Genomic DNA, 14,643 nt, shown 5'->3' on the forward strand with positions numbered 1-14,643 from the left:
GTTTCAGGGGAGCAGGTCATGAGACGCGATCGGAATGCGGAAGTACGAGAAAATCAGGGCGATGAAAAAGAGATTGTCCAGGCCGAGCGATTTTTCGATCAGGAATCCTGTAAAGAATAGAACCGCGGCCGTTCGCCCGTCCGGTTCACTCCCGGCAAGATCGAGCCCGACCCTAATGATTCTGATATAGAAAAAAGATCACGACATTGAAAGCGAGAGCGACGGTGATCCATCCCGCGCTCAATATCAGCGCCTCCTTGAAGGCTATCGTGCGAGCCTCGCGATGAAGTACACCGAGATCCAATGCCACCAAGAAGAATACGAAAACAATGAATGCCACCCACAGCCACATCAGTAACCCTCCCGATTCCGAAGATTCTTAAGTGCTGGTGCTGCGCCTCCATTTTGCACTTACTGCACTTACCGGACCAATCCTACGGGGCCCCGTGCGCTCAGCATTGACAGAGGCCAAGTCGCGCAGGAACTCTGTGAAGGATGAGACTGCCAGTCCTGCCATGCTAACGAATTGACCACGCGGCAGTGCCGCTCCTCCGATCGGCAGGCGCGGCTGCATTCAGACACGGTGCCGGCCAAGTCGAGGCTTTGCTGGCTTGCCCTCCTTGATTTCCTTCAAACTACGGCCGGTAAGAACAGAGCGATCGAAACGAGCGCTATCGATGTCCCACGACGGATCAGCGTACTCGTCGCGACTTTTGACGAGCAACCAATAGTCTCTTCGGCCAGAATTCATGGATCGATTTTTGGTTTGAATCAATGTGAAACCGCCGCGCAGTTTTTCTCCCTGCAGCACAATTTGAACTTTGCCGCGAGCCAGTTGCTCCTCTGGCGGCTGATTTTCCAGGGGCTCATATTTTCCCAAGTCCCAGACCATCACGATCCCTGCTCCGTATTGGCCGGGCGGGATCACGCCTTCGAACTTCGCATATTCGAGCGGATGGTCCTCCGTCCTTACGGCCAAGCGCTTGTCCGCAGGGTTCATTGAAGGGCCTTTTGGCACTGCCCAGGATGCCAAAACCCCATTTACGGCGAGCCGGAAATCATAGTGAAGCCGGCTGGCAGCGTGTTTTTGAACCACAAAGGCACGCGTGCGACCGCGTTGCCGCCCTCGCCCGACCGGTTCGGGTGTTTCCGTAAAGGCTCTTTTGCTGCGATATGCTGCGAGCGACACCTGTTGTCCTTTAGACCGATATAGAGTTCCGCCGGCGGTATTGGCGATTTCGCCTCATCGCACATCAGCCCTCACGCACGACATCCACCGGCCGCCTGTCATCCCGCAGGCCGAGAAATCGAGGGTGTCTTAACTTACCTCCTACCGTCCACTCGGTGAATCCGATCTGCGCGACGAGCTTCGGCTTCACCCAATGCACGCCGCGCCGCGGCAACCCATCCTCGGCAAAGGGGGAAATCGGCGTCTCCAGCCGAGCGAGCTTTTTGCCAAGACGCCGCAGCAGATCGTCGGCGAACCCCGTCCCTACCTTCCCGGCATACACGAGCTTTCCACCGCGATAGTAACCCAGCAACAACGCTCCGAACCCGCTGCGGCTCCCTCGTGGATCGGTGTAACCGCCAATGACAAACTCCTGTTCTCGCTTGCACTTGAATTTGAGCCAATCGCGCGTTCGCCTGGACACGTACACACTGTCCGCGTTCTTTGCGATGATACCTTCCCCTCCCGTCCGACACGCCTGTCGGTAGTAATCCTCGCCTTCAGTCGTGCGATGTTCTGTGAACCGCAAGGCGTCTTGGAAGTCAAAGGCCTGGCGAAGTACCTGCTTTCGGTACCGGAGCGGAACCCGCCGGATGTCGTAACGGTCCAGGTAGAGCAGGTCGAACAGATAGAACCATACCGGCACCTTGCGAACCAGTTCAGTCGGCGGACGCTCCACCTGCATGCGAGCTTGCAGCTTTGCGAAGCTGGTGATCAGGCCGTCGAGCGCGACAATCTCGCCATCCACAATAAAGCAAGTGGCTTCCTGCTGATGCATTGCCTGGATCACTTCGGGATATTTTGCATTCAGTCGAATTCGATTCCGCGAAAAGAGAGCCAGATCGCGACCGCGGCGAAAGGCGAGGCAGCGCTCCCCATCCCATTTCGGCTCAAATATCCATGCCTGTCGCGAGAAGACTTCATTCGTGAGCGTCGCCAACATGGGCGCAACCCATTTTGGCTGCGCGCGCCTTTGAAGCCGGGCCCTGGCGTCAGTGGGTAGTCGGTCGAGCAGATCGCGGCCGAACATGGGGCTCTCGCCTTGACCTCGCAAGAAGTCGCTAGACACCATCGTGTTACCTCACCGGAAGGGCTCCCAATCGTCTAAAGCGACGAACACGTTTTCTGATTTTGGCGTTCAGCAAGAAGCCGCTCCTGCCAACCTGGCACGACTCTTCCCGCACGGTGATCGCAACATCCTGATTTGTTGCATCGCCGATGCTGATCAACAAGATTGCGGTGGAGCGCAAGCGTAGGCGTGTTGTAGTACGTACTGACTAGCCTCGACCTGGCCTCCGATTTTGCGGTGAGCATCGCCAGGAGTACGCGCGTCACCTTTTCCAACTTCTCCGCGGCGCGGCGAGTTTCAGTTTCAACTCGGTTAAAATGGGACTTCTCCTTGCACGCACTCAGGATCATGCGCACTGGGGGGCCTCCAAGGGGCCAAGAACCCGCGCTAAATTCTCACGCCCGGCTCCGTCAGTGCTACCGCAGATGATTCCTGCACAAAATTGTCCAGAACAGCAGCCGCAGCCGCAGCAACAATGCCGGCGACAAAGCATGCGACGACGAACGCGCGCATTTTATTTCTCCTAATTCCGGTTACATCGAACGCAAGATGACACTCACCCGTTCCGCTATTGCTCGCGCTCTCTTCCTACTTTCCGATGCGGGGACGTCTTCTGATCACGTTGGCGCTTGACGAAAGGACGATCGACATGATGCTCGGCGATGAACTGGGCGACAATTTTCACGACGTCGGGCGGCATTGGTATGGCTTCCACATGGTTGGTATCCGCGTTGGTGAACCCTTCTCCCTCGGCTGGATCGGCCGTTACGGCGAGGATTTCATACGGCCCTGGCCCCGACGCAACTGGACGCAAGGCTGTCCATAACGCCGGTGTTCCCGACGCTAGGTTGTCTTGATAGTTGGCAGTCTCGGTTCGGTGCAGTTCGATCACGGCTTGACCTAAAAAAAACAAGGTCATGTCCTCTCGCGTGTCAACAGGTGTCCAAGGAGCGGCCGTTGGTGTTCCGGCAAGCACCGAAACCGGTCCCCACAGAAAGTCGGCCCAGACGCTTTTCGCCTTGCGCCGTTCAACCAAGACGCCAACCGGAATCACCGCAAGAGCTGTTGATCTCAATGAAACGCCTCCCTTCGGAGCGCCGGCAATTTCTCATGCAGAGTGAGCGCCGTCCCGCCGACGCTCATTCCGCCGTAGTCGCCGAAGGCGATCTCAACCGGACTTCATTTTGCGAGTTGTTGAGCGATCCAATGATCGTGGTGTTCTTTAGCCCAGTTGAGATCGACCTCGCCGGTACCCATGGCCTCGAATGCACCCTCCATTCCGATCGTACCGATATAGATGTGGGCCAAGATCAGGGCGATGAACAGAACGGCCACCACAGTATGAACGATCTGCGCGAGTTGCATCCCGGCGATGCCAAAACCAAAAAACGGGAACAGCATCAAGAACCCCGATACGGAGACCGCAGCGCCGCCCGCCATCGAAAACCAATAGACAAGCTTCTCGCCAAAGTTAAAGCGTCCGGCTGGGGCATGTTTGTTCTTGATGAAACCCCCTCCCTGCTTGATCCAGTCGAGGTCAATTTTTTGGAAAAGGTTGTCCCTGAAGAAGATCATGACAAGGAGGACGAGACCGATCGCAAACGAGAAGCCTGTAAAGTCGTGCACGTACTTTGCCGCCTGCGAGACGAGCGTGAAGGCGTCCGGGCCGATCACCGGCAACAGCAAAACTTTGCCGAAGGTGAGGTTAAGGCCGGTCAAGGCAAGAACGACGAACGACACCGCCGTCAGCCAATGCGCAAATCTCTCAAACGCCTTGAAGCGGAGGATTTTCTTTCCCGAGCGCCCCTCGGCAATCCGGATCTGTCCCACACTCAAGTACGCCAATCCAAGGATCGCGATGGTACCGAGGATTATGACCGCGCTGGCCCGATGCAGTAGCACCTCATGGACATACTGCCACGTTCGTCCAGCTGGTTCGATCAAAACACCGGCCCTGGGGTCGGGAATATCTACCCGACCTTCGACACGGGGGGACTGCTTCAGAAGCGTCTGCTCATCGATGACGCTGGCTGTTGGGTTAGGGGCGCCATCGGGGCCGCGTTTTTGCGCTTGGGTCGGAACCGCCGCGGCAATCGAAAGGAGGGCGACTGCGACGACAAGAAGGCGAACACGCACTGGAAACGCCATGACGACAACCTCTCTGCATTTCCACCTAACACTTCACTGCCCACTCCGCGTTGCGGTTCAAACTCGAACTGCCTCGCCATAAGCAGTCATCCAACCCCATGCGCCAGAACCGTAACCGCGCTTGAATACTCGTTCCTTGTAGATCTGAGCAATGACTTCGCCGTCACCGGCCAGCAACGACTTGGTCGAGCACATCTCGGCGCACATCGGTAACTTGCCCTCGCCGAACCGGTTCGATCCGTATTTTGCGAATTCCTCGGCACTGCCCGGCGCTTCGGGTCCGCCGCCGCCGGCGCAGTAGGTGCATTTATCCATCTTGCCGCGCGAGCCGAAATTGCCGACCTGCGGATATTGCGGCGCGCCGAATGGGCACGCATAGAAGCAGTAGCCGCAGCCGATGCAGAGATCCTTCGAATGAAGCACGACGCCGTCTTCGGTCGGATAGATGCAGCTGACCGGACAGACGGCCGCGCAGGGCGCATCGGTGCAGTGCATGCAGGCCATCGATTCCGAGCGCTCGCCGGGCTTGCCATCGTTGATGGTGACGACCCGCCGGCGGTTGATCCCCCAAGGCACCTCGTTCTCATTCTTGCATGCGGTCACGCAGGCGTTGCAGTCAATGCATCGATCCGCGTCGCAAAGGAATTTCATGCGCACCATCGCTTTCATCCTTTCATACCGCCAGGATCTGGCGATGGGTCGCCATCGGCTCCTGCATGACAGTCGCTAGATCGTAGCCGCAGGTCGTACGTGTTCATGCTCTCGCCGGCTACTGGGATATTCAGTAGCGCTGGCGGTCGCCGGCTCCCGTACCAAGGGGCAACCGGCGCAGCTTCCGCACCGCCAATCGCAAAGCGAAGCAGGTCGCGCTGGACCACCTTCGTCACAACATAAGCACCCATCCAAAAAATTAGAGCGCTAAAGCTGACTGGGTTTCGCTTTCCAACTGGACTTAGCGCCTTGGCAACGGGTCTGAAAATGACGGACGTCAATTACGAAAGATCAAACAGATCCCGACGACGACGGCCGTTCCATAGAATGCGGCGGCGACCTAGATCGCAGGGCCGACGATTAGGATCAGCAAGGCACGTCCTGCATCGATGGACATTTTGACGTTTGTCAACGACATTTCCGTCAGGCAATACCATGATGCTAAGAACTCGACTGCGGTACGTCGATGCGAACGCTCGCAAATTGCGATCCTTGATCGGTTCTAGGTTCATCTTGATCCTGGCGTAGCAATCGAGAGCTGGTGCCCGGCTATGATTCATTCAGTGATCGTGCGAATTGTCGATTTCTGCGCTCGCAATCGATGGACGATCGTTATTGCCGGCGCGCTGCTGATGCTTGGAGCCGCGGCCTTTGATGCCGCCCGCTTCTCGATCAATACTGACACAGAGGGTTTGATTTCTCAGGATCTGCCATGGCGTCAGCGCGAGCTGGAATTGTCCAAGGCTTTTCCGAGGAAAGGCATTCTGGTTGTCGTGAAAGCGACGGCGCCCGAAAACGCCGCGCGAGCGACTAGCGCGCTGGCGCAGGCCCTCTCGGAAAACCCTGATCTGTTTCCCACTGTGGAATTACTCGACAGCGGGGATTTTTTCGAACGCAATGGATTATTGTTCGAGTCTCCGGCCGATGTCAAAAGGACCGCGGAGGGATTGACGAGAGTCGAGCCGCTCATTGCGGCGCTCGCAAGCGATCCGAGTCTGCGCGGCGTTATGACGGCGCTCTCGTTTGCGGCCGAGGGCATCCGGGCAGGCCAAATCACGCTGGATCGGCTTGCGTGGCCTCTGTCATTGGCAGATCGAACACTCAGCCAGGTTCTGTCCGGGAAGCCGGCCACATTTTCCTGGCAGGAACTGTTGGAGAATCAGCCGCCGCCGGCAAGGCGGCTGCGGCACCTTATTGCAGTTCAACCCACGCTCGATTTTGCCGCGCTTCAGCCTGGTCACAAGGCGGAAGACGGGATACGGCAAGCAACCTTCGATCTGGACCTGCAAAACAAATTCGGCGCGACGGTTGATCTAACCGGTGAGGTGCCGATGAATGATGATCAATTCTCGGTCATCAGATACAGCGCTGTGCGCGACACGCTGACGGCGGTGTTCGGCGTTCTGATCATTCTCTGGCTGGCTCTTCGTTCCTGGAAAATCATTGCTGCGGTCTTCTTCAGCCTGATAGCCGGGCTTGCGGCGACGGCCGCTCTCGGCCTCGTTCTGGTCACCTCTTTCAATTTGCTCTCGATCGCATTGTTCGTGCTGTTTGTCGGCCTCGGAGTAGATTTCGCCATCCAGTTCAGCGTGCGCTACCGCGCCGAACGGCACGAGCACCCTGACTTGTACGACGCTCTGCGATCGGCTGCCCGCAAGGCGGGCGATCAGCTCTCAATGGCTACCGCGGCCACCGCCATCGGATTTTTCGCATTTCTGCCGACCAGCTATCGCGGCCTGTCGGAGTTGGGCCTGATCGCCGGTTGCGGCATGCTGGTCGCATTCGCCTGCAGCATCACATTGGTACCGGCGAGCCTGGCGCTGCTCAAACCTCCAGGCGAGCCCGCGCCGGTTGGCTTTCGAAGCCTCGCACCGCTCGACAATTTCCTTCAACGGCATCGCATTGCGGTAATCGTTGGCACGTTTCTCGTCCTTCTCTCCGGTATACCGCTGTTGTTCCATTTGGAGTTCAACTTCAATCCAGTCGATCTGCAAAATCCGAATTCTCCCTCCGTGGTGACCTATCGTGAATTACAGAACGAGCCGGAAGCCAGCGGCAACGATGCTCAGATATTGGCGCCGTCACTCGAAAGGGCGGATGAAACGGCCAAACGTCTGGCTGCACTTTCCGAAGTCTCACGAACATTGACGCTGAGCAGTCTGATCCCAGCCGATCAAGACGAGAAGATTGCCTCGTTGAAGGCCGCCTCGAAACAGCTTGGCCCAGCCCTCAATCCTCCGATGCGGCGGCCTGGCCCGAGCGATCGGGAGAATATTGCTGCCATTCAGAAGGCAGCCGACGTTCTTGGCCTGGCCGCAGGAAACGGAAACGACTCCGGCGCCGAGGCCGCACGGCATGTTTCGGATTTGCTGAGGCGCCTAGCGAGCTCAGATGCCGGCATCCGGGCCAAGGCTGACGCCGCGATGGTGCAACCGCTGATTTACGATCTCGACCTTCTACGCAAGTCTCTTGTCCCGGAAGTGGTCACTATCAAGACGATGCCGCCAGATCTCCTGCGCAATTGGGTATCGTCCGACGGCAGAGCCCGCGTTCAGGCGCTGCCAAGCGGCGATCCGAACGATACCAACGTGCTGCGCAATTTCGCGATCGCAGTACTTCGTGTTGAACCGTCGGCGACGGGGGGGGCGATCAGCCTCTATGAAGCCGCGAGGACAATCATGTCAGCTTTTGTCGAAGCAGGTGTTCTGGCAATCGCTGCGATCGCCATTCTGCTTCTTATAGCGCTGCGCCGCTTCACTGATATGCTGCTGACACTCATCCCCCTCCTCCTCGCCGGCGTCCTTACGCTTGAGGCTTGCGTGCTGATTGGCGTCTCGCTCAATTTCGCGAATGTCATCGCACTTCCGCTGCTGCTCGGCGTCGGCGTCGCATTTAAGATCTATTACGTTATGGCGTGGCGCGCCGGAAGAACCGGCCTGCTACAATCGACGCTAACCAGGGCGGTACTATTCAGCGCCTTGACCACTGCGATTGCGTTCGGGAGCATGTGGGCGTCGAGCTATCCCGGCATGTCGAGCATGGGCAAGCTGATGGCCTTGTCGCTGGTGTGCACGATGTGGGCCGCTGTGTTCTTCCAGCCGGTTCTGATGGGGCCGCCGCGGCAAGTGAAGGTATATTCTGATCAGGACGCAAATTGGCGCCAAGCCGCGGAATAGGCGTCAGTGCCACCACAAGACTTCGACGCAAAGCCGACGACGACGCGCTCGGAAGGACATGCGCGAAATAGACGCCGAAGTCCTTTTGCGGTTCGAATCCCATTCTGAAGTTCGCCGGCGCGGCGGGAGAAATGTGACGATGGGCCCGGCACTCTGGTCAATGGAGTTCTGACGGCCGTCAAGGAGAATTCCATTGGCGATCCCCATCATGGAATTATCCATCCTGAATTGATGATGATATGTTAACCAGGACAACGACACTGGCCATATTCGTGGCCGCCCTCCTGCATTCCTCGGTACCAAGTGATGCCCTACAAAGCCCCTTCTCAGGCTTGAGCGGGAGTTCGGGCGGCGGCTTCATCAAACTGGCTAGTGGCCAACGTGAACGCCTACGCTGCCGGGCGACCTATGGCGTCACCGAAAGCGATACACGACTGCAGCAATGCTTGCGCTGCGCAAGCGACAGCTACCGATTCGATGTGATAGCAACATTGTTTCAGAAAGGCGGGGCACTGCATGGAACCTGAAGCGAAACCAACCGCAACGCCTCCGGTAGTGTTTCCGGCCGCATGAGTGGTGGCGAGTTCCAGGCTAGAATTGACGGTGCCGGATTTTCAGCCCGTTTGACCCTGAATACGCGAGGTGACCGGCAATCCGTGGTGATTGGGTCGCCGGGTCACGATATCACTGAAGTCTCTGTCGCGGTCGCGCTCGCCAGAACAAGGTGAGGAGAACTCGAGCTTCTCACTATCGGTAGAACGGCTTGCCGCCCACCCGCTGTGCAAGTCTGCCCAAAAACGTCACCGTCGGCCGCAGGATCAAGAGGTCTGCGGCCAACGCCGCGAGCATGGCGAACGCGCTCAACCAACCGAACAGGCGGAGCGACGGCAGACCCGAGAAGACGGTTACAATCAGGCCACACGCAAGCACGATGGACGTCAGAATTAAAGGCGGACCAACCAGGACGGTTGCCCGCTCAACGGCAACGGCCGGATCCTCATCCGGTCGTTCCTCGTGCCGCAGCCGATTCAAAAAGTGAATGGTAGCGCTCAGGCCCAATCCAAAAGATACCGTCAGCGCCACGACGCTCGCGAACTGCAGGCCTTCTCCCAGAATCCATAACACCAATCCAGAGAGCACGATCGGGAATATCCCGGGCAGGATGCTCGCCAGCATGACGACGAACGAGCGGAACGCGAGACCGATGAAGGCGGCGACAAACAGGAACTCAAGCGTCAGACCTCTGTTCAACTTGTTGATCATGAGGGCGCTATTACGGGCGGCAATAGCCGACAGGCCCGTCACGGCTATTTTGTAGCTCGGATGCTTTGTGCGGACAGCATCCAGCGCTTTGTCGAGGCCTTCGATGACGGGCAGAAGCTGACTGGAATCGACGTCCGGAACGCGGCCGGAAACCAGAACGGCGTCCTGTTCCGCAGAAATGAAGCGACGCGTCAGATATTCGGGCAGGATATCGACATACTGCTTCAGCGTCGCCACGTCGGACTTGCCCAACTTCTCCGCAAGCCAGCGCCGCAGTGTCTCCAGCGACCATACATTGGCGATGCCAGGCTGCTTGTCGAGGGTCGCATGCACCTCCGCTATCACGGCAAGCGTTTCCGGATCATAAAGTGATTTGCCGTCGGGAACCTTGATCAGAATATCGATCGGATTGGCACCATTGAGCTTGGCATCGAGACGATGGCTCGCGGCAACGGCCTGCTCCCTGTCAGGCACCTGATCGGCCAATCGATAGCGAGGTTGAAGATTGGCGTAGACTAGCCCAAGGCCGCCGACAACCAGGACGCCGAGCAGGCTGTACAGCCCCGGCCGGCTCACCATCCGGGCAGCAACCCAGAAACAGAAACGCCGCAACACGTCTAAAGCGGAGTCCGCGCCCCTGACTTCCGCAACAAACATCGCTTCGTTCCGGACCAGCAGAACACCGAGAAGCGGCACCAACATCAGAACCGCGAACATGGCAATCAGAGTTGCGACCAGGCCGGCCTCGCCGAACGTCCGGATCAGATCGGATTCTGAAAATTGCAGCGCAATAAACGAAAGACCAGCGGTCACATGCGTCAGTACGCATGCCGGCCCGACCACAAGCATGGCGTTGCGAAATGCCTCGAGCCTCCCCTCGCCCTGCAGCAGCCGGTCGCGGGCTGCGAACGTCAATTGCATGCTGTCCGAAAAACTGATCACCATGATCAGCGGCGTCATGACGTTGAGAAACATGTTAAGGCGAAAATCAAGCCAGCCAAGAGCGCCGAGAGCCAGTACGATGGCGATCAACGGTGGGCCGGCGCCGATGAACATGAATGACAACCGGCGGAAGAACAGGATGGCGATCAAAGCTCCGGCCGCGAAGCCGAATGCATTGTAGAGCAGCCGATCGCGCTCCACGGCATTGCGGATCTCGAGCTGCATGACCGGTACTCCGGACAGGCGAGCGGTAAGTCTGCTGCCGGCCAGGTCATTATCGATTGTTTTCTGTACTTCGCCGATGACGTCGCGCAAACGGCTGCTCGCAACGACATCCGGGTCCAGTGCGAGCACAATGAGCGTCAATTGTCCATCTTCGGACAGCAATTTACCGCGAATGATCTCGTTGTTCAGGACGCGCTGGACCAGCCGGTCATATTCGGCGCCGGCAGGAAGCTGATCCGGAAACAGCGGCGCGGGCAAGTCGGTGCCCTTTGGCGGCTCGCGCGCTGAAAACAATGAGATAATGCCTCTTGTGCCTTCGATCAGTTGCAGGTCGGTGACTAGATCGCGCAGCTTTTCGACCGAATCGCGCACCAGCAGATCTTTGCCCTCCACCACGATGAGGACGTCGAATTCGTTCGACGGGAAGCGCCGCGTCACTTCTTCGAACGTCCTGAACTCGGGTGTCTCGGACCGGAACAGCTGGCTAAGGGAGTCATCGACCTTGATGCGCGCTATCCCGAATGCTCCCGCTATCAACAGCACGACGGTGGCAAGCCCAACGAGCCATGGAAAACGTAGCGAGACCAGACCGATGCGCTCCAGACCGTATGCGATGCTTCGCGAGGCGCTGATTGGACGCGAGTTGGGCTCTGGCTCTGTATATCGCAACGTATCCATGTTCGGTGCCCTGCGAGATGAGCATCCACGCGGCCAGCCGGACTTTGCCGCGAGCTTTCAGTTACGCTCTCAAGTCTACGAGCGTGCCTGCGCCGCGACCATGACGGGCATCAAATCCATGCTCCCAAGCGATCGATCTCGATTTTCAGTTCATCGTCCCTGCCCGCGCGTTCGGAGCTTCGGCTTGATGGTCGTCAGCGTTATCACACTTCCTGCGACGGAGCACGTCGGGCCGGCCCACCCGGTCCCAGTGGCTTACGCGGCCACGATGAGATAGCGCTTGAACCAATCGCACGCCAAGCGCGCTACTTCATCCAGTGCTCCGGGCTCTTCGAACAAATGCCCTGCTGCCCTTACAATCGCCAATCGCTTTTCGCAACGCAGCTGCGCGAGAGCGGCTCGGTTTAGCTCAAGCACTTTCTTGTCGTCTTCTCCGACAATCAATAACGTTGGAGCCCGAACGCGCGTCAAGGCCGCATCGGCCAGGTCCGGACGGCCGCCGCGCGAAACAACTGCGCCTACTGGATCGGGGCGGATCGCTGCGGCCGCCAGCGCGGCTGCGGCCCCGGTGCTGGCGCCGAAATAGCCTATTGTGAAGTTCTTGGTATCGGGGAACTGGATAAGCCAGTCGGTTATATCGACGAGCCTCTCGGCGAGCAGATCGATGTCGAAGCGCAAGTGCGCCGTGCGCGCATCGACCACTTCCTCGTGCACTGTTAACAGGTCGATCAGCAGGGTTGCCAGTTTCGCCTCGTTGAGCACACGGGCCACATACCGGTTGCGGGGGCTGTGGCGGCCGCTGCCGCTCCCATGGGCGAAAAGCACCACCGCACCTGCGTCCTCCGGGATGGTCAGATTGCCGTTGAGCGTCACGGAGCCAGCAGGGACGCTGACCAATTGTCCCTCAATCATGTGAGCTGCGGGACTGTTCATGGCATGCTTCCTTTTCGCTTGCGATGGCCCGACGCTCATACCGCGAACGGGAATGTTTCCGGAAGTTCTCCGGCTTCCCACGTCTCGCTGGTGTCGAGCGGCTTGAGAGCAACTGTCTCATCGAAATGTACCACCGCATCAAATTGGTCCGGTAGCCGCGCTTGGAAATAGTGACTCTGCCGCTCGGTTTCGGGACGGTAGATCACACCGATCGCGCGCTCGAGCCGAGGCACGCCCAGTTGCCGCATCACCACATCGCTGTCGTCTATGATCAGCAGGAATCGATCGCGCCCTGTAGCATGGAACAGCGCCTCGTAGCTGCCGGCGAGCGCCGGCCGGACGCGCTTGCGCTCGGCCGAACTGCCCCAATCGGAAGCGGCCGTTACCGTGCCACGATCCGTAGTAAAGCCGATCAGAACCGCGTCGTCGGCATATTTATCGCGTGTGAGCTGGCCGACATTCAATTCGCCGCGCCGGCCCATTTCCGTCGCGCGAGCGTCGCCGAGATGCGAATTGTGCTCCCAGACGGCAATTTTGGCGCGCCCGGCTTTTCGATCAAGGTAGCTGACCAGGGCGTCGAGCGTTTCAGCCATATGTCGGTCGCGCAAATTCCATGATGACACCGCCTCGAGGAACACCGAGCGGTAATAAGTCTCGGCGTTCTTCACCAGGCGAGCATTCTGTTCGGCATAGAAGAGATCATCATCCACGGCGCCGCCACGGCGCATACGGTCGGCCGTCCGGCGCTGCAACTCGAGCAACTGGTTGACAACCTCCTCCTCGCACGATTTGGAAAGGTTCAGGCGCGTCATCAAGCCGTAGGCTTGGGTATCCTCGCCGACATGATCGAAGCAGGCGTAACGTTCGCGCGCCTGGATCGCCGCCCCGGGATCGACCCTCTCCAGATAGCGGAGCACCGCTTTCATCGATGCGTGCAGGCTGTAGAGATCGAGCCCGTAGAAACCGACCTTTTCGACACCCGGCGGAAGCCCATCATTGTGTGCCCGAAGCCACTCAATGAACTCGACCACCACCGCGTTACGCCACATCCAGGTCGGGAAACGACGAAAATCGGCGAGCGCGTCTACCGCATCGACGTCTTCGCCAGCGCCGCGCACATAGCGATTGAGACGATAAGCGTCAGGCCAATCTGCCTCCACTGCGACCGCCGTGAATTTCCTTTCTCTGATGAGCCGCTTCGTGATTTCGGCCCGCTCGCGGTAGAACTCGTGGGTACCGTGAGACGCTTCACCGAGCAGAGCAAAGCGCGCCTCACCGATCCGCCCGATCAGCGGATCATAGTCGCGCACGGATCCGACCAGCGGATACGCAGTCTCGCGCAAGGCATTGACGAGCACATCATCTGCTGCGGGAGAAAGTGCGGCTTCAGCGTCGGACTTTCTTTGGCTCGCCAACAGCTCGCGCACCTCATCGTCTGTCGTCTGTGAAAACTCCTGATACCAACGACCCACCGCCTGGAATGGCTGCGGCGTGATTGCGCAAATGACTTCGTCGGCCCTTCTCTTCATTTCCTCGCAGGTATCGGGCGATGCCGTCGGGACCGCAACGACAATGCGCTTAGGCCCCTGCTGCCGTAACGCTTCGATCGCGGCATGCATGGTGGCACCCGTCGCCAACCCGTCGTCAACCAGGATCACCGTGCGGCCGCGCACGTCGGGCTGCGGACGGCCGTCACGGTAGAGGCGCTCGCGCCGTGCCAGCTCCTGCCGTTCGCGCGCCGCAACGGCATCGATCATAGACGCGGGAATGCCGAGGCCTTCGACGATCTCGTTGTTGAGCACGCGCACGCCACCTGTCGCGACCGCGCCCATCGCCAGCTCCTCATAGCCGGGGACGCCGAGCTTGCGAACCACAAAGACGTCCAGAGGAGCGTTGAGCGCGCGGGCTACCTCATAGGCGACGGGCACGCCGCCGCGCGGCAGCGCCAGCACGAGCACGTCCGGGCGATTGGAGTAGCCTGCAATTTTCTCGGCGAGGCGTCTGCCCGCATCTCGACGATCGAGAAACAGTCCTGGCATCATATCTCCTCCCTTGCCTGCGCAGCCGTTCGGCGCTGGCTTTTCGAATGAAGCTCGCCGCGCGGGCGGTCGGCCGCCAGTCGCTCCAAGGCAGAGGCCAGCAGCGGTGCAATGGCGACCGTTCGCAGTTCAGGCCAGTTCTCCTCGTGCACGTCCACCGAACCCGTCACCAATACCTCGCGAACGGCTGGAAGGCTCAGTTTCTCACGCGCATTCACGAGTCCTCTTCCA

13 protein-coding genes are annotated in these 14,643 nt (G+C 58.9%); 1 reads left to right on the top strand and 12 read right to left on the bottom strand.

Annotated elements, in window-relative coordinates; translation table 11 throughout:
• Positions 1 to 3: 3 nt before the first annotated feature.
• The 8 genes from FXB40_RS50650 to fdh3B form a co-directional block, all read right to left on the bottom strand.
• Positions 4 to 186 (bottom strand): TerC family protein, encoded by a 183-nt coding sequence (locus FXB40_RS50650; protein WP_488226137.1) that lies wholly within the window; start codon positions 184 to 186, stop codon positions 4 to 6.
• The gene (locus tag FXB40_RS03100; RefSeq protein WP_148770754.1) at positions 173 to 352 is read right to left on the bottom strand and encodes a hypothetical protein; all 180 of its coding nucleotides are present in this window, start codon (positions 350 to 352) and stop codon (positions 173 to 175) included. The genes FXB40_RS50650 and FXB40_RS03100 overlap by 14 nt, the downstream gene beginning before the upstream one ends.
• Positions 353 to 574: 222 nt before the next feature.
• Positions 575 to 1,189: a DNA polymerase ligase N-terminal domain-containing protein gene (locus tag FXB40_RS03105; RefSeq protein WP_187436632.1), complete on the bottom strand. Its 615-nt coding sequence runs from the start codon at positions 1,187 to 1,189 to the stop codon at positions 575 to 577.
• Between the two features lie 64 nt (positions 1,190 to 1,253).
• On the bottom strand, positions 1,254 to 2,258 hold the full coding sequence (ligD, locus tag FXB40_RS03110; RefSeq protein WP_148770756.1) for a non-homologous end-joining DNA ligase: 1,005 nt from the start codon (positions 2,256 to 2,258) through the stop codon (positions 1,254 to 1,256).
• A 426-nt stretch (positions 2,259 to 2,684) separates the two neighbouring features.
• Positions 2,685 to 2,810 carry a hypothetical protein gene (locus tag FXB40_RS49815; RefSeq protein WP_283812869.1) on the bottom strand — a complete coding sequence of 42 codons (126 nt, stop codon included), beginning with the start codon at positions 2,808 to 2,810 and terminating at the stop codon, positions 2,685 to 2,687.
• Between the two features lie 55 nt (positions 2,811 to 2,865).
• Positions 2,866 to 3,372, bottom strand: a complete 507-nt coding sequence (locus FXB40_RS03115) for a DUF3305 domain-containing protein (RefSeq protein ID WP_148770757.1) — start codon at positions 3,370 to 3,372, stop codon at positions 2,866 to 2,868.
• Between the two features lie 104 nt (positions 3,373 to 3,476).
• The gene (locus FXB40_RS03120) at positions 3,477 to 4,445 is read right to left on the bottom strand and encodes a formate dehydrogenase subunit gamma (protein WP_148770758.1); all 969 of its coding nucleotides are present in this window, start codon (positions 4,443 to 4,445) and stop codon (positions 3,477 to 3,479) included.
• Between the two features lie 57 nt (positions 4,446 to 4,502).
• Complete coding sequence (fdh3B, locus tag FXB40_RS03125; protein WP_148770759.1) at positions 4,503 to 5,105, bottom strand: formate dehydrogenase FDH3 subunit beta; 603 nt, start codon at positions 5,103 to 5,105, stop codon at positions 4,503 to 4,505.
• Positions 5,106 to 5,707: 602 nt separating this feature from the next.
• Here fdh3B and hpnN point away from each other — a divergent pair.
• Positions 5,708 to 8,332 (top strand): hopanoid transporter HpnN, encoded by a 2,625-nt coding sequence (gene hpnN / locus FXB40_RS03130; protein WP_148770760.1) that lies wholly within the window; start codon positions 5,708 to 5,710, stop codon positions 8,330 to 8,332.
• A gap of 747 nt (positions 8,333 to 9,079) precedes the next feature.
• On the opposite strand, the gene FXB40_RS03135 is transcribed toward hpnN, so the two are convergent.
• From FXB40_RS03135 to FXB40_RS03150, 4 genes are all read right to left on the bottom strand, one after another.
• Complete coding sequence (locus FXB40_RS03135; protein WP_148770761.1) at positions 9,080 to 11,440, bottom strand: efflux RND transporter permease subunit; 2,361 nt, start codon at positions 11,438 to 11,440, stop codon at positions 9,080 to 9,082.
• A 255-nt stretch (positions 11,441 to 11,695) separates the two neighbouring features.
• Positions 11,696 to 12,373, bottom strand: coding sequence for a dienelactone hydrolase family protein (locus FXB40_RS03140; RefSeq protein ID WP_148770762.1), 678 nt, complete (start codon positions 12,371 to 12,373; stop codon positions 11,696 to 11,698).
• A gap of 35 nt (positions 12,374 to 12,408) precedes the next feature.
• A complete protein-coding gene (locus FXB40_RS03145; protein ID WP_246207320.1) occupies positions 12,409 to 14,412 on the bottom strand; it encodes an erythromycin esterase family protein in 2,004 nt (667 codons plus the stop codon).
• Positions 14,412 to 14,630, bottom strand: coding sequence for a hypothetical protein (locus FXB40_RS03150; protein ID WP_148770764.1), 219 nt, complete (start codon positions 14,628 to 14,630; stop codon positions 14,412 to 14,414). Before FXB40_RS03150 ends, FXB40_RS03145 begins: the two co-directional genes overlap by 1 nt.
• Between the last annotated feature and the right edge of the window lie 13 nt (positions 14,631 to 14,643).

The organism is Bradyrhizobium rifense (genome assembly GCF_008123425.1).
GTDB classification, from domain to species: Bacteria; Pseudomonadota; Alphaproteobacteria; order Rhizobiales; family Xanthobacteraceae; genus Bradyrhizobium; species Bradyrhizobium rifense.

What these genes read in the sequence shown, in the direction of transcription:
- FXB40_RS03100 (WP_148770754.1), bottom strand. Translation starts at nt 352, where the DNA reads ATGTGGCTGTGGGTGGCATTCATTGTTTTCGTATTCTTCTTGGTGGCA.
- ligD (WP_148770756.1), bottom strand. Translation starts at nt 2,258, where the DNA reads ATGTTCGGCCGCGATCTGCTCGACCGACTACCCACTGACGCCAGGGCC.
- FXB40_RS49815 (WP_283812869.1), bottom strand. Translation starts at nt 2,810, where the DNA reads ATGCGCGCGTTCGTCGTCGCATGCTTTGTCGCCGGCATTGTTGCTGCG.
- FXB40_RS03120 (WP_148770758.1), bottom strand. Translation starts at nt 4,445, where the DNA reads ATGGCGTTTCCAGTGCGTGTTCGCCTTCTTGTCGTCGCAGTCGCCCTC.
- fdh3B (WP_148770759.1), bottom strand. Translation starts at nt 5,105, where the DNA reads ATGGTGCGCATGAAATTCCTTTGCGACGCGGATCGATGCATTGACTGC.
- hpnN (WP_148770760.1), top strand. Translation starts at nt 5,708, where the DNA reads ATGATTCATTCAGTGATCGTGCGAATTGTCGATTTCTGCGCTCGCAAT.
- FXB40_RS03135 (WP_148770761.1), bottom strand. Translation starts at nt 11,440, where the DNA reads ATGGATACGTTGCGATATACAGAGCCAGAGCCCAACTCGCGTCCAATC.
- FXB40_RS03140 (WP_148770762.1), bottom strand. Translation starts at nt 12,373, where the DNA reads ATGAACAGTCCCGCAGCTCACATGATTGAGGGACAATTGGTCAGCGTC.
- FXB40_RS03145 (WP_246207320.1), bottom strand. Translation starts at nt 14,412, where the DNA reads ATGCCAGGACTGTTTCTCGATCGTCGAGATGCGGGCAGACGCCTCGCC.